This is a genomic window from Pseudomonas trivialis (assembly GCF_001439805.1).
In the GTDB taxonomy this organism is placed as follows: Bacteria; Pseudomonadota; Gammaproteobacteria; order Pseudomonadales; family Pseudomonadaceae; genus Aquipseudomonas; species Aquipseudomonas trivialis.
In genome coordinates, this window is sequence record NZ_JYLK01000014.1 from 1 (window position 1) to 18,341 (window position 18,341).

At 59.4% G+C, this 18,341-nt stretch carries 21 protein-coding genes; 10 read left to right on the plus strand and 11 right to left on the minus strand.

Annotated features, from left to right (window positions below; all coding sequences use genetic code 11):
- The 4 genes from TU79_RS26645 to TU79_RS25485 form a co-directional block, all read left to right on the plus strand.
- On the plus strand, positions 1 to 571 hold a 571-nt coding region (locus tag TU79_RS26645; protein WP_248842906.1), incomplete at its 5' end, for an HNH/endonuclease VII fold putative polymorphic toxin.
- Entirely contained in the window at positions 568 to 972 is a 405-nt protein-coding gene (locus TU79_RS18720; protein ID WP_057009387.1) for an Imm50 family immunity protein, read from the plus strand. The genes TU79_RS26645 and TU79_RS18720, both read left to right, overlap by 4 nt.
- Before the next feature lie 597 nt (positions 973 to 1,569).
- Positions 1,570 to 2,016 (plus strand): DUF6896 domain-containing protein, encoded by a 447-nt coding sequence (locus TU79_RS27015; RefSeq protein WP_428839041.1) that lies wholly within the window; start codon positions 1,570 to 1,572, stop codon positions 2,014 to 2,016.
- A 68-nt stretch (positions 2,017 to 2,084) separates the two neighbouring features.
- Positions 2,085 to 2,384, plus strand: a complete 300-nt coding sequence (locus tag TU79_RS25485) for a hypothetical protein (protein ID WP_331716173.1) — start codon at positions 2,085 to 2,087, stop codon at positions 2,382 to 2,384.
- A gap of 191 nt (positions 2,385 to 2,575) precedes the next feature.
- Here TU79_RS25485 and TU79_RS18730 read toward each other — a convergent pair whose 3' ends face one another.
- The 6 genes from TU79_RS18730 to TU79_RS18755 all read right to left on the minus strand — a co-directional run bounded on the left by TU79_RS18730 (position 2,576) and on the right by TU79_RS18755 (position 9,253).
- A complete protein-coding gene (locus tag TU79_RS18730; RefSeq protein WP_057009389.1) occupies positions 2,576 to 3,805 on the minus strand; it encodes a M20/M25/M40 family metallo-hydrolase in 1,230 nt (409 codons plus the stop codon).
- 48 nt (positions 3,806 to 3,853) lie between these two features.
- On the minus strand, positions 3,854 to 4,912 hold the full coding sequence (locus TU79_RS18735; RefSeq protein WP_057009390.1) for a diguanylate cyclase: 1,059 nt from the start codon (positions 4,910 to 4,912) through the stop codon (positions 3,854 to 3,856).
- A 294-nt stretch (positions 4,913 to 5,206) separates the two neighbouring features.
- Positions 5,207 to 6,088 carry a LysR family transcriptional regulator gene (locus TU79_RS18740; protein ID WP_057009391.1) on the minus strand — a complete coding sequence of 294 codons (882 nt, stop codon included), beginning with the start codon at positions 6,086 to 6,088 and terminating at the stop codon, positions 5,207 to 5,209.
- A gap of 100 nt (positions 6,089 to 6,188) precedes the next feature.
- Positions 6,189 to 6,806: an isochorismate family cysteine hydrolase YcaC gene (gene ycaC, locus TU79_RS18745; protein ID WP_057009392.1), complete on the minus strand. Its 618-nt coding sequence runs from the start codon at positions 6,804 to 6,806 to the stop codon at positions 6,189 to 6,191.
- Positions 6,807 to 6,827: 21 nt separating this feature from the next.
- Entirely contained in the window at positions 6,828 to 8,666 is a 1,839-nt protein-coding gene (locus tag TU79_RS18750; RefSeq protein WP_057009393.1) for an amidohydrolase, read from the minus strand.
- Complete coding sequence (locus TU79_RS18755) at positions 8,663 to 9,253, minus strand: antibiotic biosynthesis monooxygenase (protein WP_057009394.1); 591 nt, start codon at positions 9,251 to 9,253, stop codon at positions 8,663 to 8,665. Before TU79_RS18755 ends, TU79_RS18750 begins: the two co-directional genes overlap by 4 nt.
- 260 nt (positions 9,254 to 9,513) lie before the next feature.
- Between TU79_RS18755 and TU79_RS18760 the strand changes: the two genes are divergently transcribed.
- The 3 genes from TU79_RS18760 to TU79_RS18770 all read left to right on the plus strand — a co-directional run bounded on the left by TU79_RS18760 (position 9,514) and on the right by TU79_RS18770 (position 12,085).
- Positions 9,514 to 10,464, plus strand: coding sequence for a nucleoside-specific channel-forming protein Tsx (locus TU79_RS18760; RefSeq protein WP_057009395.1), 951 nt, complete (start codon positions 9,514 to 9,516; stop codon positions 10,462 to 10,464).
- 14 nt (positions 10,465 to 10,478) lie between these two features.
- Positions 10,479 to 11,507 (plus strand): purine-nucleoside phosphorylase, encoded by a 1,029-nt coding sequence (locus tag TU79_RS18765; protein WP_057009396.1) that lies wholly within the window; start codon positions 10,479 to 10,481, stop codon positions 11,505 to 11,507.
- 305 nt (positions 11,508 to 11,812) lie between these two features.
- On the plus strand, positions 11,813 to 12,085 hold the full coding sequence (locus TU79_RS18770; RefSeq protein WP_057009397.1) for a hypothetical protein: 273 nt from the start codon (positions 11,813 to 11,815) through the stop codon (positions 12,083 to 12,085).
- 112 nt (positions 12,086 to 12,197) lie between these two features.
- On the opposite strand, the gene TU79_RS25490 is transcribed toward TU79_RS18770, so the two are convergent.
- The 3 genes from TU79_RS25490 to TU79_RS18780 all read right to left on the minus strand — a co-directional run bounded on the left by TU79_RS25490 (position 12,198) and on the right by TU79_RS18780 (position 13,403).
- On the minus strand, positions 12,198 to 12,368 hold the full coding sequence (locus TU79_RS25490; RefSeq protein ID WP_082638577.1) for a metallothionein: 171 nt from the start codon (positions 12,366 to 12,368) through the stop codon (positions 12,198 to 12,200).
- Between the two features lie 89 nt (positions 12,369 to 12,457).
- Complete coding sequence (locus TU79_RS18775) at positions 12,458 to 12,910, minus strand: DMT family transporter (RefSeq protein WP_057009398.1); 453 nt, start codon at positions 12,908 to 12,910, stop codon at positions 12,458 to 12,460.
- A 4-nt stretch (positions 12,911 to 12,914) separates the two neighbouring features.
- A complete protein-coding gene (locus tag TU79_RS18780) occupies positions 12,915 to 13,403 on the minus strand; it encodes a DMT family transporter (protein ID WP_057009399.1) in 489 nt (162 codons plus the stop codon).
- A 117-nt stretch (positions 13,404 to 13,520) separates the two neighbouring features.
- On the opposite strand from TU79_RS18780, the gene TU79_RS18785 reads away from it, so the two are divergent.
- The 3 genes from TU79_RS18785 (at position 13,521) to TU79_RS18795 (ending at position 15,320) form a co-directional block, all read left to right on the plus strand.
- Complete coding sequence (locus tag TU79_RS18785) at positions 13,521 to 14,453, plus strand: LysR family transcriptional regulator (protein ID WP_057009400.1); 933 nt, start codon at positions 13,521 to 13,523, stop codon at positions 14,451 to 14,453.
- A 139-nt stretch (positions 14,454 to 14,592) separates the two neighbouring features.
- Positions 14,593 to 14,946, plus strand: a complete 354-nt coding sequence (locus TU79_RS18790) for a type II toxin-antitoxin system Phd/YefM family antitoxin (RefSeq protein WP_231986804.1) — start codon at positions 14,593 to 14,595, stop codon at positions 14,944 to 14,946.
- Positions 14,943 to 15,320: a type II toxin-antitoxin system VapC family toxin gene (locus TU79_RS18795; RefSeq protein WP_057009402.1), complete on the plus strand. Its 378-nt coding sequence runs from the start codon at positions 14,943 to 14,945 to the stop codon at positions 15,318 to 15,320. Before TU79_RS18790 ends, TU79_RS18795 begins: the two co-directional genes overlap by 4 nt.
- A gap of 27 nt (positions 15,321 to 15,347) precedes the next feature.
- On the opposite strand, the gene TU79_RS18800 is transcribed toward TU79_RS18795, so the two are convergent.
- Together TU79_RS18800 and TU79_RS18805 are read right to left on the minus strand one after the other, a co-directional pair.
- On the minus strand, positions 15,348 to 16,667 hold the full coding sequence (locus TU79_RS18800) for an Nramp family divalent metal transporter (RefSeq protein ID WP_057009403.1): 1,320 nt from the start codon (positions 16,665 to 16,667) through the stop codon (positions 15,348 to 15,350).
- Between the two features lie 38 nt (positions 16,668 to 16,705).
- Positions 16,706 to 18,262 (minus strand): DUF726 domain-containing protein, encoded by a 1,557-nt coding sequence (locus TU79_RS18805; RefSeq protein ID WP_057009404.1) that lies wholly within the window; start codon positions 18,260 to 18,262, stop codon positions 16,706 to 16,708.
- Positions 18,263 to 18,341 lie beyond the last annotated feature (79 nt).

An 18,341-nucleotide genomic window follows, 5' to 3' on the forward strand; every position in this document is an offset into this window, starting at 1 on the left:
CAACCGCCATCGCTACTACAATCCGAATGTTGGGCGCTATCTGACGCCGGACCCGGTGAAGCTGGCGGGCGGGATCAATGCGTACCAGTACGTGCCGAATCCTACGGGGTGGGTGGATCCGCTGGGGCTGAATGCCAATTGCCCACCTAAAGGTTCGAAAAATCTAGAATGTGGCAGATCCACCGAACTGTCAGCACCGGAAGTATCTAGGAATGGTGCCTTCAAACAAGCTAAAGCCGATGCGGGAATACCGCGTGCACAACACCCAGATGCCGTACTCGATCCTAGAATGGGAAAAACGAGACAGTACTCACTAGTATCAATGAGAGATCAACAAAAAAATGAAATCTTAGATATGCAAGGTAGGCCAGTGATGACTCGAGAGTACGAATTCACACGTGCGGACGGCTCCAAAATTCTAATTCAAGATCACGGGGCTGGACACAAATTCGGAGCACCTAACGGTGAGGGCGATCAAACAGCACATTTCAATCTTCGGCCAAAAAACCGGCCGAGAAATGGAAAGTTAGGTGGTGCAAAAGATCATTATTATTTCAAGGAAAAAAAATGAAATACTGGAACGAACTGGACAACACTATCTTTTTTAACAAGGTATTCACCTACCCAGTGGAAATCGGCGAAATAACACTTTTCTCAGTGACCATTGATAATGACAGGCCCAATATCGGCTTGGGTTTTGACATTGCAGAAACTCCTGACACCCCCCCAGAAAAGTGGATTAAAGAGGGTTTTAACACATGCAGAATTGGTTTAGATTGCGGAGGCTTGAGCGACATCAGGATCAAAAATATCCCAACTAAAGAAAAATTGAAAATGGTGATAATCAAACGGGAAAATTATTTTGAGTTGCACGCAACGTCTAAATCTTCAGCAATTGAGCTAAAGGCCAAATTCATTTCTCTCTGCGGTCCAGCTGTATACTTTAACGATCCGGATTCAGCTTGTGGCTGACACAAAAAAATAGGTTTGCCTAATCTTGCGGGAACAAGATGCGTTTCTTTAGAGAGATCAACAGCTCTTTTTAGGGCTGCTGCGCAGGCGAAGTGCTCACATCAATGTCTACGCTTGAAGTCACGTCAAAACGCGGCACTCCAACTCACAAGAATTTTCAGTAGTATGCGAGACAAGGAGTATGACACCACCGAACCTCTCGAGGTGGTGAGCATGGCGGCGAACGCTATATTGTTGATGAACACCATCGAGCTTCGGCGGCGAGACAAACACATACGCCAATTACTATAAAGCTGATCGAAAATATTGGCCTCCATAACAGTTCGTACAACAGCAAGGAAGAACTCATAGATGCCTCGAAAGCAGTTGAGCTCGATAGATTGGAAAGGCCAAGACGATGAATAATCGAACGCTGAAAAACTTGATAAATGAATATCTGGAACAAGTAAAAAAAACAACAGATATACTTGAAAATTCATTTGTAACAATAAACATTCTAAGCCTATGGAGGTAGAAAAAATCCCACGATGCGGGACGATCAATAATGATGTGACCTAAGAGTTACACGGGATCGGCTGCAGTGTTTATCTGTCTGAAATTTGTGTCGACTTTGATTACGGACCCGACGGAAGATTGGACGGCTTCGATCTTTGGAGGCTGTATATGTACGCGTGTGAATTACCAAAAAAATATAAAAAATACAACGATAAAGATCTGCTTGAGAGGGAGTTCAACACATGCCTTATAAAAGGCAGGCAAAGAAGATCGAAGGTTCCTCCTCCAACTTGTACTTCAAGAGTAATGTACCGGGCAGTTAGTCAAGGGACGACAAATGCAAATGGGAACATCATCACATTACATACTAAAAGTGGAAGAGAGAAGGCCGCCCGCAGCTACTCCTACGTCTTTTACGGAGATTTGTGCAACGACACACTTTTGAACTTCACCTCGCTAAACATTGAAGGAGTACACTATGACCATCCGGACTGTAATGAGCACTTCATCAAATTAGTAGCCGAACGAATAGACGTAAGCTTCCAATAAAATAGGAACAAGCAGGTTATTAAAAGAGAGAGAAAACCCGAATTTGTCGCCTTCACGAGATTTGAAAAATGAAAAAACTTGATCTCGCCATCCTGCGCGGCTTGCTGTTTACATACTGCATAGAAAACTGCAGAGACGCGGAGAGAGAGCAAATCATAGCTTCAAAAAACACAAACAACGAAAAGAAGCTTTCTGAATTACTCAACACGCCAACCAAGCCTGAATTTTTTTCATACAAAAAAATGAACAGCAGTGGTTTATTGACACTCTTCAACATTTTCTATCAATCAATGAAAACTTCAGTTCGGTTTTTTATTTGTTCGATACCTATTTCGAAGATGAAATCCGTGACAACAGGCAGTTCATGACAGTGCTACTCGAATGTCTCAAACGTTATAAAGCTGAAAATCACACTAACACTTAATAGTGGCCCTTCAACACAATATCGTAAGCCCTGAAAGCACTAGTCTCTGTGGCAAGCTCGCTCGCCACAGCAACTGACTCTACACGGGGATGCCTCAAAAGCAGGCTCACTCAACACCGAGTGAGCCCCCCCAACTCACCGCTTGGAAAGCTCCATAATCATCCGACTCAACAAATACACCCGCGGCACCACGCTCTCCACCTCCGCATATTCCTCCGGCGTATGAATATTACCCCCCACAATCCCGAATCCATCCAGCGTTGGCGTGCCCACGCCGGCCGACAAACTGGCATCCGCTGCCCCGCCGCTGCCTTCGATGGTCAACTGCTTGCCCAACTCCCCATAAATGCCCTGGGCAATTGCCACTAACTTGTCGGACTCTGCCGTCTGCGGCATTGGCGGCAAGCCGCGTTTGAGCGTGGTGGTCACTTCGGTTTCCGGGATCAGCTTGTTGGCGGATACGCGCACCAGGTCTTTTTCGATCCGATCAAATTCTTCCGGCAATGCTGCGCGTACGTCAGCCTTGGCGGTGGCGTGGTCGGGGATGACGTTGGTGCGGTCGCCGGCGTTGATCACGGTGAAGTTGATGGTGGTTTTCTTGTCTTCGTCGCCAAGCTTGCCCAGTTGCAGGATCTGGTGCGCGGCTTCCATGGCGGCGTTGCGTCCCAGTTCCGGGGCGACGCCGGCGTGGGCGGCTTTGCCTTTGACGTCGACTACTGCGGTGGCGCTGCCTTTGCGCCACACCACCAGGCCGTCGGCCGGGCGACCAGGTTCCAGGTTGAGGGTGACGTCGTGACCCTTGGCGGTTTTGCGGATCAGGTCGGACGCGATATCGGAGCCGGTTTCTTCGCTGGCGTCGAGCAGGAACGTGATTTTTGCGTAGTCCTTGAAGCCCTGGTCTTTGAGGACTTTGAGCGCGTAGAGGCCGGCGACGATGCCACCCTTGTCATCCATCACGCCGGGGCCATAGGCACGTCCGTCCTTGATGTGAAACGGGCGCTCGGCGGCCGAGCCTTCCTTGAATACGGTGTCCATATGCGCCATCAGCAGGATGTTGGCCTTGCCGCTGCCCTTGAGCGTGGCGATCACATGGCTGCTGTTGGCGGCGGCATCCGGGACGCGTTCGATGCTGAAGCCGAGTTGCTTGAGCTCATCGACCGCGATGTCGCTGACTTGTGTGAGGCCTGGCCCGTAGCCGGAGCCCGAATCAATGTTCACCAGGCGCTCCAGCAGTTTCAGCGCCTGGCCTTTGTATTGCTCGGCATCCGCCTGAATCTGTTTATGGGGTTCGGCGCTGTAGGCCGGGAGTGCGAAGGACAAGGCCAGCGTGGCGGCCAGAAGGGTGCGCGGGAAGGTGAAAAGCATAAACCGATCCTTGTTAAGTGCTGGCAGGAAAAGTCACACCCTACCCCACTAAACGGACCGCAACCAACTGCCTTGTACGCAACTGACGCGGTTGCGCCCGCCGCTTTTGGCCTCGTACAGCGCGAGGTCGGCATCGTTGAGCCACCGGGTGCAATCGGCGTGCTCCGCTTGATACGGCGCCAGGCCGATGCTCAGGCTGGCGCGCAAGGTCGGGTCCTGGTCATAGACCAGCGCGTTGAAGCGATCACGCAGGGTATCCATTACGTCGGTGGCACGATTGAGCGGCATGCCCGGCATGATGATGCAGAACTCATCCCCCCCGTACCGCCCGGCCAGATCGGTGATACGCAAGTTCTGGCGCAACACTTTGCCAAGCTGGCGCAGGACGATATCACCGGTGACGTGGCCGTAGGTGTCGTTGATGAGTTTGAAATGGTCAATGTCAATCAGCGCAATCACCGCGCCCTGTTGCTCCCGGCGACAGCGTTGGAACTCGATCTCCAGGTGATCCTTCCACGCGCCGTGGTTGAGTAACCCGGACAGGCTGTCGGTACGGCTCAAGGCCAGCAGTTCGCGTTTATGCCGGGCCAGAGTCCGGGCCTGGCGATAGCAGATCCAGCCCAGCGCCAGCGGATACAGCATCAGAATCGGCAGGCAGCCATACAGCTGGGCCTGGGTGGTCACGGCGACGAACGCCGGGGCGAACACCAGCAGCGCTGCAAAAACACCCAGGCCCTGCGCGATCCAACCCGCGCACATGAAGCGCGGGCCACCAATGGCGACATTATTCATGGTCATCATCGACAGGATGGTGACGCTGGGCAGCGGATTGAAGTGCATGGCACCGACCCAGAACCCGCCGCAAAAGGAATCCAACAGCAAATTGCGCCGCTCGCTGCGCAGGGTGTGCACCGCCCGCAATGACAATTGAAACGCCACATGGGGCCAGACAAACGCGTTCACCAGCATCAACGCCCATACGAACGCCGATGGATCGAGGGGGTACATGCCAAACAGCACGCACACAAAACCGAGCGCCAGCCCCAGCACGCGGGATTTATACAAGCGGGTAGCGAGCGGAACTCCGTTTCCTCCTGGGGCAGCCATGGTCGGGTGTGATCCTGGATGAATGACGAGAGTCTATCAGGGTAACGGCCATTAGCCACTAACGCTTATCGGCCGGTCGCTGGCCTGCGCACCGAAGATCGACCTGGAGCCTCTGTGGCGAGCGGGCTTGCCCCGCGTTGGGGTGCGAAGCGCCCCCGTTCAATGACGAATACGATGCACCCGATACTCCGCAGCGGCTGGATTGGGGCCGCTGCGCAGCCCAACGCGGGGCAAGCCCGCTCGCCACAACAAGCCCCACTCGCCACAGGGATTAACTGGCCTCTCCCATCCCTTTCAGCAGCCACCCGCCAAACGCTCACGCAAAAATTCAACCAGCGCCTGCACCGGCCTGGAGCTTTGCCGATGCTGCGGGTACACCGCCGACAACGTCAGGGCTTCGGGTGCGAAATCGTCCAGCACCGTCACCAAACGGCCGTCTTGCAAGGCTTCTGCGACGATAAACGTCGGCAAATAGGTAACGCCCAAGCCGGCGATGGCGGTGTCGCGCAGCAGTTCGCCGTTGTTCACGCGCATGCGCCCGCTGACATTCAACGCCTGTACCTTGCCCTTGAACCGCCATTGCACCTGGCGGCCATGGCCATAAGGCAGGCAATCGTGTTCGGCGAGGTCGTCAGGTTTTTGCGGCGTGCCACGCAGGGTCAGGTAGTCGGGGCTGGCGCAATACACACGGGGGATGCTGGCGATGCGGCGGGCGATCAGGGTGGAGTCTTCCAGGGTGCCGATACGCAGCACCAGGTCGTAGCCTTCGCCGATCAGGTCGACGGGGCGATCACTCAGGTCGACCTCCACCGCGACGTGCGGGCAGCGCTGTAAAAACAATGGCAACAGGCAGCCCAGGTGCGCCATGGCAAACGACAACGGCGCACTCAGGCGCAAGGTGCCGCGCGGTTCGCTGTTCTGGCCGGCGATGCCTTGCTCCACTTGCTCGACATCGCTGAGCAGGCGCAGGGCCGATTCGTAGTAACTCTGGCCCAGAGGCGTCACATCCAGGCGCCGGGTGGAGCGGTTGAGCAAGCGCACACCGAGGCGGTCTTCGAGCTGGATCAGGCGGCGGCTGACGAACTGCTTGGACAGGCCCAGTTGCTCGGCGGCAGCGGTGAAGCTGCCGGACTCCATCACCTGACAGAACAGTCGCATGTCTTCGAAGGGGTTCATTGTCGCTTCTCGGTAGACAGTTGGCAGGTTTATAGCGGTTAACCAGGCACACCACAAAACAAATTGTGGAAGGGAGCAAGCCCCCTCCCACAAAAACCGGTTACTTGGCAGTAAACGCCGAGTAGCTGTTCATCAGGTTGCGGTAGTTGGGGATGCGCGGTGACAGCAGGTTGGCCAGGCCTTCCATGTCGTTGCGCCAGTCAACCTGCAGTTCGCAGGCCACGGAGAACCAGTTCACCAGCTGTGCACCGGCGGCGGTCATGCGGGCCCAGGCCGCTTGTTGCACGGTTTCGTTGAAGGTGCCGGAAGCGTCGGTGACCACAAACACTTCGAAGCCTTCAGCGAGGGCACACAACGTCGGGAAGGCCACGCACACATCCGTGACCACACCCGCGATGATGATCTGCTTGCGCCCGGTGGCCTTCACGGCCCTGACGAAATCCTCGTTGTCCCACGCATTGATCTGGCCTGGACGCGCAATGTACGGCGCATCCGGGAACAGCGCCTTGAGCTCCGGCACCAGCGGGCCGTTGGGGCCGCTTTCGAAGCTGGTGGTGAGGATGGTCGGCAGGTTGAAGAATTTGGCGACATCGGCCAGGGCCAGCACGTTGTTCTTGAATTCGTTGGGCGAGAAATCCTGCACCAGCGAAATCAGACCAGTCTGGTGATCCACCAGCAGAACCACGGCATCGTCTTTGTTCAAGCGCTTGTAGGTCATGGGTTAACTCCTTCAGGGGGTTTAAAAGGCAAAGCACGAACAGCCGAACGCACCCCAGAACCCCTGGAAGTCGCTGACCGGCACGCTGGAAAGCCGCGCTGTTTCATGGCGGTGTGCATGCACGCCACAGGGGCCGCTGCACTGGTGAGCCTGAGCCTGCATCGGCGCGCCCGGGCGCCAATGGCCGGGCACCTTGACCACCGGCGACCAGTCCGGCAGCACCGGCACACGCGGCGGCGCGAAATCCTCGAAGTCGCCGGCGCCGTACACCACCTTGCCGCCAACCACGGTGAGCACCGACTCGATCCACTTGATGGCTTCTTCGTCGACACTGAAAAAGTCCGCCGACAACGCGGCGACATCCGCCAACTGGCCGACCTTGATCTGGCCCTTCTTGCCCTGCTCCGACGAAAACCAGGCGCTGCCATGGGTGAACAGCTCCAGCGCGGTGAGGCGCGGCAGGCCTTCGGCGTGCAGCGCCAGGCCACCCACGGTGCGACCGCTCACCATCCAGTACAGCGAGGTCCACGGGTTATAGCTCGACACCCGCGTGGCATCGGTGCCCGCCCCCACCGGCACGCCTTCGGCGAGCATGCGCTGGATCGGCGGCGTGGCTTCAGCGGCCTTGGCGCCGTAGCGTTCAACGAAGTACTCGCCCTGAAAGGCCATGCGGTCCTGAATCGCGATGCCACCGCCGAGGGCGCGCACGCGCTCTATGTTGTGCGGGGTGATGGTTTCGGCGTGGTCGAAGAACCACGGCAAGCCGTTGAACGGTATGTCGCGGTTGACCTTCTCGAACACGTCGAGCATGCGCGAGATGGATTCGTCATAGGTGGCGTGCAGGCGGAACGGCCAGCGCTGCTCGACCAGATGACGCACCACCGGCTCCAGCTCCTGCTCCATGGTCAGCGGCAGGTCGGGCCGTGGCTCGAGGAAGTCTTCGAAGTCGGCCGCCGAGAACACCAGCATTTCGCCAGCGCCGTTGTGGCGCAGGTAGTCATCGCCCTGATGCAGCGTGACGCTGCCGGTCCAGTGCTTGAAGTCGCTGAGTTCTTCCTTGGGCTTCTGGGTGAACAGGTTGTAGGCGATGCGCACCGTCAGTTGCTCGTCCCTGGCCAGTTGCTCGATCACCGCGTAGTCGTCAGGGTAGTTCTGGAAACCGCCGCCGGCGTCGATGGCACTGGTGAGGCCCAGGCGATTGAGTTCGCGCATGAACTGGCGGGTGGAGTTGGCCTGGTATTCCAGGGGCAGCTTCGGGCCCTTGGCCAGGGTCGCGTACAGAATCATCGCGTTGGGCCGCGCCACCAGCATGCCGGTGGGATTGCCGTGGCTGTCGCGCACGATCTCGCCGCCCGGCGGGTTCGGCGTGTCTTTGGTGTAGCCGGCCACGCGCAGGGCCGCGCGGTTGAGCAAGGCGCGGTCATACAGGTGCAACACGAACACCGGTGTGTCCGGCGCGGCCTGGTTCAACTCGTCCAGGGTGGGCATGCGTTTTTCGGCGAACTGGAATTCGTTCCAGCCACCGACCACGCGCACCCATTGCGGGGTCGGCGTGCGGTCGGCCTGGTCCTTGAGCATGCGCAGGGCGTCGGCCAGGGACGGTACACCTTCCCAGCGCAGCTCGAGGTTGTAGTTGAGCCCACCGCGGATCAGGTGCAGGTGCGAGTCGTTGAGGCCCGGGATCACCGTGCGACCCTTGAGGTCGATGACCTGGGTGCCGCTGCCGCGCAGGGCCATGGCCTCGCCGTCGGTGCCCACCGCGACAAAACGGCCCTGGTGGATGGCGACGGCGGTGGCGCGCGGGTTTTCACGGTCGACCGTATGGAACTGGCCATTGAACAGGATCAGGTCGGCGTTCATAGGGATTCCTTCACAGAGGCTTCAAGCCAGGGCGCGAACAGGCGGGTGGCCGCCGGCATCAACAGGTACACCACCAGCAGCACGATGGTCAGGGTGACCAGAAAGGTGGAGACCACGTAATTGGACAGGAACGGGTGCAGGCGCAGAATCGGCCCCCAGATGAAGGGCAGGATCAAAGTCTGCGGCAGGATCACGCACAGGCTCACCACCGCCTGCTTCCAGCGCGGCGGCTTGGCCGCGCTGTCGGCAAGGGGCGTGAACCAGAACTCGTTGGCACCGCCGACTTCGGTATTGTCGCCGTCGGCGAGCATCGGCGCGGCTTCGTCGATCAGTTGCTTTCTTTGCGCGGAGTCGAGCCACACTTCAAGGTCATGGGTGGAGCGATAGCGCAATACGCAGGTGAACAGCGCCTGGCCGTTCTGCGTGCCGCGCACCACGTCGACGCCGAGGTGGCCGGGGCGCTCGCCGGCGATGCGCACGATGCGTCGCAGCCAAGCTTCATAGTCGGCCTCGCGACCGCGCTTGATCAGATGTTTGACGACCAGGGTGACGACTTCGTCGGGGCCGGTGCCGGATGTTGCGTCCATGGTGTTGATTCCCCCATGCAGCGTTGAGCGATGGGAGAATTCTGCCGACATTCGCGGCGCAGGAATTGGACGTATGTGCTGTCAATGACACCCAGTCATTTCTGATCGACAGGACGACTAATCACGATTTTTTCCAGGCCATTCAATCCATTGGGCAAAGTTGGTACGGCCCGTGCAAACGTTTGCGCTACGAACCTGCAAGGCAAGTTCATGTCGACCCGAATAATCGGGTTCCCACCGCGTACGAATAGGGATTTTCAATGCACCTGAACTCAAGGCCCCGGGCCTGCTTTGGTGTTTCCATGCTCCTGGCCGCCGTTACGGGAGTACTCAGTGCACCCATTTTGGCGCAGGAAAAGCCCACCGATGACTCGGCACAGGGCGAAACCCTGAGCCCTGAAGCCAGCCCTGCGACGAAAAAGGGCGTTTATCTCTCTGAATGGTTCAACCAGGACCTGACCTTGATCGGCAGCAAGGACATCAGCTTCGGCCCCCGGCCGCAGGACGATGTATACCTGGAATACGAGTACTTCGGCCGCAAGGGCCCGTTCGAGCTGTACGGCTATGTCGATGTGCCGAAGATCCTCAGCATCGGCAACAGCAACGACAAGGGCGTGTGGGACCACGGTTCGCCGGTGTTCATGGAGCACGAACCGCGCATCTCCATCGACTACCTGGCCGGCCGCAGCCTGGCCATCGGCCCGTTCAAGGAATGGTACGTGGCGTTCGACTGGATCTACGACCACGGCAGCAACAAGGAAAACCGCGCCAACACCCTTTACAGCGGCCTGGGCACCGATATCGACACGCACTCGCGGGTCAACCTGTCGGCCAACTTCTACGGCCGTTACCAGTGGGAAAACTACGGCGCCAGCAATGAATACTCATGGGACGGCTACCGTGCACAGATGAAGTACATCGTGCCCATCGGCAAGTTCGACAACGGAGCCTCGCTGACCTATATCGGCTTTACCAATTACGACTTCGGCTCGGACCTGCACAAGGACAACCCGGCGCGCACCGCCAACTCACTGGTGGCGACCAACGTGTTGCTGTACGCGTTCACGCACCTGCGCTTCACCCTGGTCGGCCGTTACTTCCACAACGGCGGCAACTGGGAAGACGGCAGCGAGTTGAATTTCGGCGAAGGCAACTTTCGCGCACGCTCGGACGGCTGGGGTTACTACGCCGGCGTGGGCTATCAATTCTGATCAAGGAGTTTTGGATGAAAGCGTTTACCCGTCTGTCGATTGCCATGAGCCTCGCGCTGCTGCCCTCTGTGGTGCTGGCGCAGACCGCACCGATCAAACCCAAGGTGATGCTGATCACGATGTTCGCCCCCGAGGCGCAAACCTGGATCGACCGCCTGGCACTCAAGCAGGAAGTCCGCGTGCCCGGCCTGTCCGCCGAATACCCGGTGATTCGCTGCAACTCCCAGGACGTGTGCCTGTTGGTGACCGGCATGGGCCAGACCAACGCTGCGGCGTCGACCCTGGCACTGGCGCTGTCGCCCACGTTCGACCTGCGCCAGAGTTACTTCCTGATCGCCGGAATCGCCGGCATCAGCCCCAAACACGGCACCCTCGGCACGGCGGCCTGGGCCCATTATCTGGTGGAGTTCGGCACCCAGTGGGAGCTGGACTCGCGGGACGCGCCCAAGGACTGGCCAACGGGTTATATCGGCATCAACACAAAAGGCCCCAACGAAAAACCGCCGCTGGACTACAAGACCGAAGTGTTCGAGCTGAACCCCAAGCTGCAGGCCAAGGCTTTTGCGCTGTCGCACAAGGTCACGCTTTCCGAAAGCAAGGAATCGGCGGCCTGGCGCCAGCACTACCCCGCCGCTCCCGCCAACCAGCCGCCGCAGGTGACCCGTTGCGACACCCTGGCGGGCAATACCTGGTTTTCCGGCACGCGCCTGAGCGAGCGCGCCGAGGTGTGGACCAAACTGCTCACCGACAACAAAGGCGAGTACTGCACCACCCAGCAGGAGGACAACTCCACTTACGAAGCCTTGCTGCGCGCCAGCCGTGAAGGCCTGGTGGACATCCAGCGCCTGGCCGTGGTGCGCGCGGGGTCGGACTTCGACCGTCCGTATCCGGGCTACAGCGAGGTGGACAACCTGCTCAAATACGCCGACCAGGGCGGCTTTGTGCCGGCGCTGGAGAACCTCTATCGCACCGGTAACCCGCTGGTGCAGGCGATCCTCGGCAACTGGTCGGCCTGGGAAAAAGGCGTACCCGAGGCCGAGTAATCTACAACGCTTCCAGACCCGCCAAATGCCCCCGTGGCGAGCGGGCTTCTGTGGCGAGCGGGCTTGCCCCGCGTTGGGGTGCGAAGCGCCCCCAATCAAGGCGCAGACGGTGCGCCTGACACTGCTCAGAGCAGGGTTTTGGGGCTGCTTCGCCCCCCAACGCGGGGCAAGCCCGCTCGCCACAAAAGCGCTATCTATCAGGATTAGTGAATTTTTAACCGCCATGACGATCACTTGTTTACATCACAGGCCTGGCAATAGCGCCACTCGGGACGTGCGCCCAGGCTTGATCAAGGAGAAAAATCATGGACTCAACAGCACAGGTCAACGGCAAGGCGCAGATCGACTACACCCAGGACACCTTGTTCGGGCCACTGGCCAAACACGCGGAATGCCAGGTGAGCGTGCGGCACGAACCCGATGGCCTGGTGCTCAAGGTGCTTCAGCCCCTGCCGGACGACCTGCACCATGCGCAGACGGTGGTGTTCGCACTCGAGGGCAAGCGCACCAGCGCCGTGGTCAAGGATCACAAGCGCCTGTCCGACCACAGCCTGCGTCTGGAGCTGGAAACCCAATAGCCGAGCCGAATGCAGTCACACAGGTGGGAGGGGCTTGCCCCCTCCCACATTTTGCCTATCGCCAGCCAGGAACACTTCGGTCAACTCCAGACCGTCGCGCCCCCGCAAGCATTCAGCCACGGGCCGACTTGGCACACTCACAATTGGCCTGCGCAGCACACGGCTCACCATGCGCATGATGCTGAGCACAGCCCTCACAGCAATAGCCCTTACCGTCTTTCATTACCGCATCAACACCCAACACGCACTTGCAGTGTGGGCAGGCACAGGTTTGATCTGGCATGGTCAGACTCCTTCTTCATGGTCGTCACGGCGCGGCGAACACCGCCACCTTAAGCAGTGACTGTGGCCCGCCGCGGATGGTTCAAACCATCACTCGCTGCGCGTATTGCTGCGGTACATGAACACCAGCGCCAGCGCCAGGCAGACCATCGCCACGATGCGGCTGCCCGACAATTCAATGGCCGGATTCCCCAGCCAGCCGAAATTGTCGATCAGCATGCCCATCGCCAATTGCCCGGTGATCACCGCCACCGTGGCAACGGCCGTGCCGACCACCGGCACCGCGCCCACCATCACGATCATGTACACCACGCCGAACAGCGCGCCGGTGAGTTGCCATTTCGGCACGTCCAACAGGCTCACGGCGTGCGCCGGTTCGAAGAAGAAAATCAGCAGCGCCGTCACCAGTGCGCCGATGCCGAAAGTCACCAGGCTGCTGCGCAGCACGCCGACCGTCTGCCCCAAGCGCCCGTTGATCGCTGCCTGCACGCTCAATACCGCGCCTGCGGCAACCACGACCACCAGTAATAGAATCAGATTCATCGCCTCAACCCCGCGCAATCAAAACAAGTGCCACCACAATCAACGCCAGGGCAATCCAGCGTTCACTATTGACCCGCTTGCGGGCCGTGCCGAACCAGCCGAAGTGGTCGATCAACACGCTCTTGCCCACCTGACCCGAGAGAATCGCGATCATGGTCATGGCAATCCCGATGTGGGGCGTGGCCAGGGTCAGCACCACCACATAGATCGGCCCCAGGAAACCGCCGATCAACTGCCAGCGCGGCAGCTCGCTCAGCGCCGGGCCCTTTCGCGCACCGCTGAAGAACAGCAGCAGAAACAGCAGCGCCGAACCCACCCCGAAAATACTCAAGGTCGCCCACAGATGCCCCACCTGCTCACCCAGCGGGCCGAGCAAACCGGCTTCCATCGACAGCCCCATGCCCGCCAGAATCACCAAGGGCAACAGCAGCAACTTCAAAATGTTTCGTTTTGGCCTGGCCTGCGCCACGCCCTCGACAGAACTTGCCTGCATACATCACCTGCGCTTCAACAATAAGTGGATGGCGCGCATTATCCAGTGGCTGCCCTGTGCGATAAATGGGAGCATGCGGACAACACCTTTGCGCAATACGCACAACCAGGAGACCTGATGCAGGGTTTGAATGAACTGAGTTTCAAGGCGCTGCGTCTGTTCGTCGCCGTGCTGGACCATGGCAGTTTTTCCGAAGTGGCCCGCCGCGAAGGCCTTGCGCCCTCCTCCATTTCCCGGCAGATCCAACTGATGGAGCAGGCCCTCGGCCAGCAACTGCTCTATCGGCACACCCGCGCGGTGAGCCCCACCGAGGCCGGGCGCCTGCTCGGGCGGCATGCGCGCTTGATGCTGGAGCAACTCGAAGCCGCCGGCCAGGCCCTGCAGGAACAGGAAAGCGAGCCCAGCGGCCTGGTGCGCATCAATGCCCCGATGGTGTTCGGCCAGCGTCACCTGTCGCCCTGGCTCGGCGAGCTGTGCCGGCGTTACCCCAAGCTGCAACTGGACATCCAGCAAACCGACACCTTCGTCGATCCATTGCAGGATGGCACCGACCTGCTGTTTCGCATCGGCGTACTCAACGACTCCGGCATGCAGGCACGCATCTTCGCGCCCCAGCGCTTCCGTCTCGCCGCCAGCCCCGCTTATCTGGCGCAGCACGGCACGCCCAGCCACCCCGATGAACTGCTCAACCACCACTGCCTGGCCTACAAGGGCGTCACCGGCCAGCAACGCTGGTTCTTCCGCCGCGCCCAGGGCGAATGGACGCCCTACAGCGTCAAAGGCCCGATCACCGGCAACCACGCCGACACCCTCACCCACGCCGCAGAACAGGGCCTGGGATTCGTGGTATTTCCATCATGGCTGATCGGCGAAAGCCTGCGCGCCGGCACCTTGCAGGCGGTGCTGAGCGACTACGAAGTGGCCACCACCCTCGAACCGCAACAGATCGCCGCGCTGTGGCCGGGCAGCCGACGGTTGTCGCTGAAGGTGCGTACGGTGATCGATTACTTTGCGGCGTGTTTTGGGACAGTGCCGTATTGGGATCGGTGAGCGTTCAGGCGACGCGGGCGTTATGCGTGAGGAAATTTCCTAGTAGGAAAAGTAGTCCGGGTCCGATTTTACGGGCCACTATTTATCACACCGGTCTTCAAGAGGCAGACTCCAGCAACGTCTTTCTTCGGAGATTGCCATGAGTGTCCTGTACTACAAAAAAATACGATCTGGCCGGTCTGACAGCTGTCTACCCGTCTTTGATAGCTCAGCTGGTTTTGGCTATATTTGGCCAAAACATGGAGAGAACTCTATGGTTACCGTACCGCTGGGCGAAGCAAAGAATAATCTGTCAAAACTGGTTGATGAGGCCGCCGCTGGCAACATCATCACCATCGCCAAGCATGGTCGCGCAATGGCCCAACTCGTTCCGATGACCAAGCCCAAAGGCAAGAGGGTTGGTGCAATGAAGGGGAAACTCGTCATCCCGGACGACTTTGACGCTCCCCTACCGGACGATCTGCTGGATTCGTTTCAGGGCAAGGCGTCATGAGGGTACTGTTGGACACTCACATCCTCCTTTGGGCACTCAGTGGCGATCCCAAACTGTCCAGCAAAGCACGAAAGCTCATCGAAAATGCGGCCGACGTTTACATCAGCGCGGCGACATTCTGGGAGATGGCAATCAAGGTAAGCCTGGGAAAGCTCCATGTCGATCTGGACGAAATTCGTGGGTACTGTCTGGAGAGCGGTGTCGTCGAATTAGCCATCACCTCCGAGCATGCCATCGCGGTAAAGGATCTGGAGCATCATCACAAAGACCCTTTTGATCGACTTATCGTTGCAACCGCCATCAGCGAACCGATGAGACTATTGACCACCGATCCGCAGGTTGCTCAGTACACATCGCTGGCGATCCTCGTCTAGATCACCTCCGACACTCGGATACTCAGATCAAAACAACCATTGCCCAATCAACCACGCATTCGCCCCGCTGATCACCGCAAACAGGAACCACGCCAGTAACCGCGTGGGCAGGCGATTGACGAACGGGCCCATCAGTTGCTTGTCACCGGTCATGCGAATCAACGGGTACAGCGCAAACGGCAACTGCAGGCTGAGCACCACCTGGCTGAGAATCAGCAGTTTGCCGATGGCATCGTCGCCCATCAACCACACCCCCAGAAACGCCGGGATCAGCGCCAGGCCGCGGGTGATCAGGCGTCGTTGCCAGCACGGAATACGCAGGTTGAGGTAACCCTCCATGATCACTTGCCCGGCGATGGTGCCGGTGAAGGTGGAGCTTTGCCCGGAGGCCAGCAATGCGATGCCGAACAGGATGCTGGCAAACGCGCCACCCACCAGTGGGTCGAGCAGATGGTAAGCGTCCTGGATTTCCACGACGTCGGTGTGGCCGGTCTTGTGAAACGCGGCGGCGGCGAGCACCAGGATCGCGGCGTTGACCAGCAGGGCCAGCGCCAGGGAGCCGATGGTGTCGATGCGCGCCAGCTTGACCGCGTCCCGCTTGCTGGCCAGGTCCTTGCCGATCATCCGGGTCTGCACGATCGAGCTGTGCAGGTAGAGGTTATGGGGCATGACCGTGGCGCCAAGGATGCCGATGGCCAGGTACAACGGCGCCGCATCGCTGATGGCCGAGAGCGACGGGGTGAACCCGCTCAACACATCCGGCCAGTAGGGTTTGATCAGCACCAGCTCAATGAAGAAACACACGCCGATGGTGGCAACCAGCGCCAGCATGATCGCTTCCAGGCGGCGAAAGCCCCGGTTCTGCAGGGCCAGGATCAGCAAGGTATCAAAGGCGGTGATGACGATACCGGTGGTGAGCGACACCCCCAGCAGCAGGTGAAACGCCAACGCGCAGCCGAGCACCTCGGCGAGGTCGGTGGCAATGATGGAGATTTCGGCCAAGGCCCATTGGGTGCGGGCCGAACGCTTGCTGTAGCGTTCACGGCACAGCTGCGCCAGGTCCTTGCCGGTGGCGATGCCAAGCCGCGAGCACAGGCACTGCACCGCCATCCCGGCGAGGCTGGCCAGCAACACCACAAACAGCAGGTTGTAGCCATAACGCGAACCGGCTTCGATGGCCGTGGCCCAGTTGCCCGGGTCCATGTAGCCGATGGAGATGAGCAGGCCGGGGCCGGCAAACATCAGCGCGCGCTTGAAAAACGACGCGTTGGGATCAACGGCAACGGAGCCGGCCACTTCCGGCGGGCAGAACGGGGCGGTAGCGATTTTTGGCAGGCTGAATTTCACGCGCGATTCCAGGTAAACACACAAGACAGGCGCGCAGCTTAGCAGTCAGACACAACCGTGCGCATCACCGTGTCCCGGGGCAGATCGAACGCTTCGACCACCTGCACCACCAGGTCCAGTTCCTGGTTCAAGGCTTCGCGCTCCATGCGCTGGCGAATCACCCCGACCACCAGCACCGCAAGGGTGGTGATGGAATACGCAGGGCCTGAGAACGCCCGTACGCCACTCACCAGCAACATCGCCGCCGCGAGCGCCTGGCCCACCACCGGAATCGCCGAAGCGGCGCCGCGTCGCAGCATGAACCCGGTCAGCCCCGCCAGCGCAGTGCCGCTCAAGGCCGTGGTGGCCGAGCGACCAACAGCGAAGCGATTGAACAGGCCCTGCTCCTTTTGCGCAGCGGCCCGCAGTTCGGCGTCGAACCGCTGCCGGTCGGCCTGGCTGAGTTTGTCCTTGTACTGCTCAATGAGCTTCTCGGCGACCTGCGCTTCAAGGTCGGCAAGCGCAACACTGGCGATCGGCTCGTCGAACTTGATCCCCAGCCGCCCCGCCACATCCTGGGCGATCTGGCGATAACTCACGCCATGCCCGCGGGCAATGTTCATGAGGCTGTCGCCGCCCATGCGCTGCAGTTCGATGGCCAGCTTGCGGGGTTCGCGCACCGAGGCGTCAATCGAGGCGCTGCGCTTTTGCGCCATCAGTTCGGCCAAAAACTTCAACTCGTCCGGCCGTGCCTGCACCAGCACAGGGAACAGGTCGACATCCTCCTCGGCAAACCGCACCTCGCTGCTGCGCGGGTCAAAGCGCATCATGCCGCGCCGCTCCTGCAGCAGGTCGGTGTACTGCACCACCGTCTTCAACTGTGGCCAATAGGCCGCATGGTCGAAGCTGGCCAGGTGCACATTGGTCACCTTGGCCTTGAGCGCAGGTGTTACCGGGATGGCATAGCGGCCGATACAGCGCTCGGTGTCGGGCTTTATCGCCAATGCCCAGTCCTTGCTGGAATGGCAATTGATGACACGGCCCGTCAACGGCGCCGCCACTTGCTCCCAGGGGCTCGATGTACAGATGGCGCCGCCCATCAGCAGCACATTGTTCAGCGGCAGCTCGCGCGCGGTTTCAGGGCTGGCGAGCAGGCTTTTGACGAGGATGCGCGCGCCCAGGGAATGGCCGATCAGGTTGATGCGACGCACCGTCAGTGACTCGCCATGCAGGTAATTGGCCAGCTCCGGCAGCAAGCTTTTGGCCACCTCATCCACCCGCGTCTCGACGCTTTTGTAGTGATCGAGAAAATACGCAATCGCCTTGCCCAGCCCCACGGTTGCCGCGCCCAGGCCACCACCGCCGAGCATCGAGGCGATCACGTCCTTGAACGGTGCAAACAGGTTTTCCAGAAAATGCCCGGCCGGCCAGAACAGCATCAGGTTGGTCGAGCCTTCGATAGCTGCCAGCTGCTGCTTGAAGTGCCCCAGCTGTTGCTGGTTGAAGAATGCCGAATAGCCGTGGACATAGAGATTGAGCACATCGCCCTGAGGCTCGCCACACAATACGAACGTGGGCTTGCGGGTGCGGTGCATTTCATCCCACTGGTGCTGCATGGGGCGGTGACTCCTGGCGACGATGGAAGGCGATGGTAACAAAGGGCAGCCAGGGGCAATGTGAAAAAAGCATGGATCC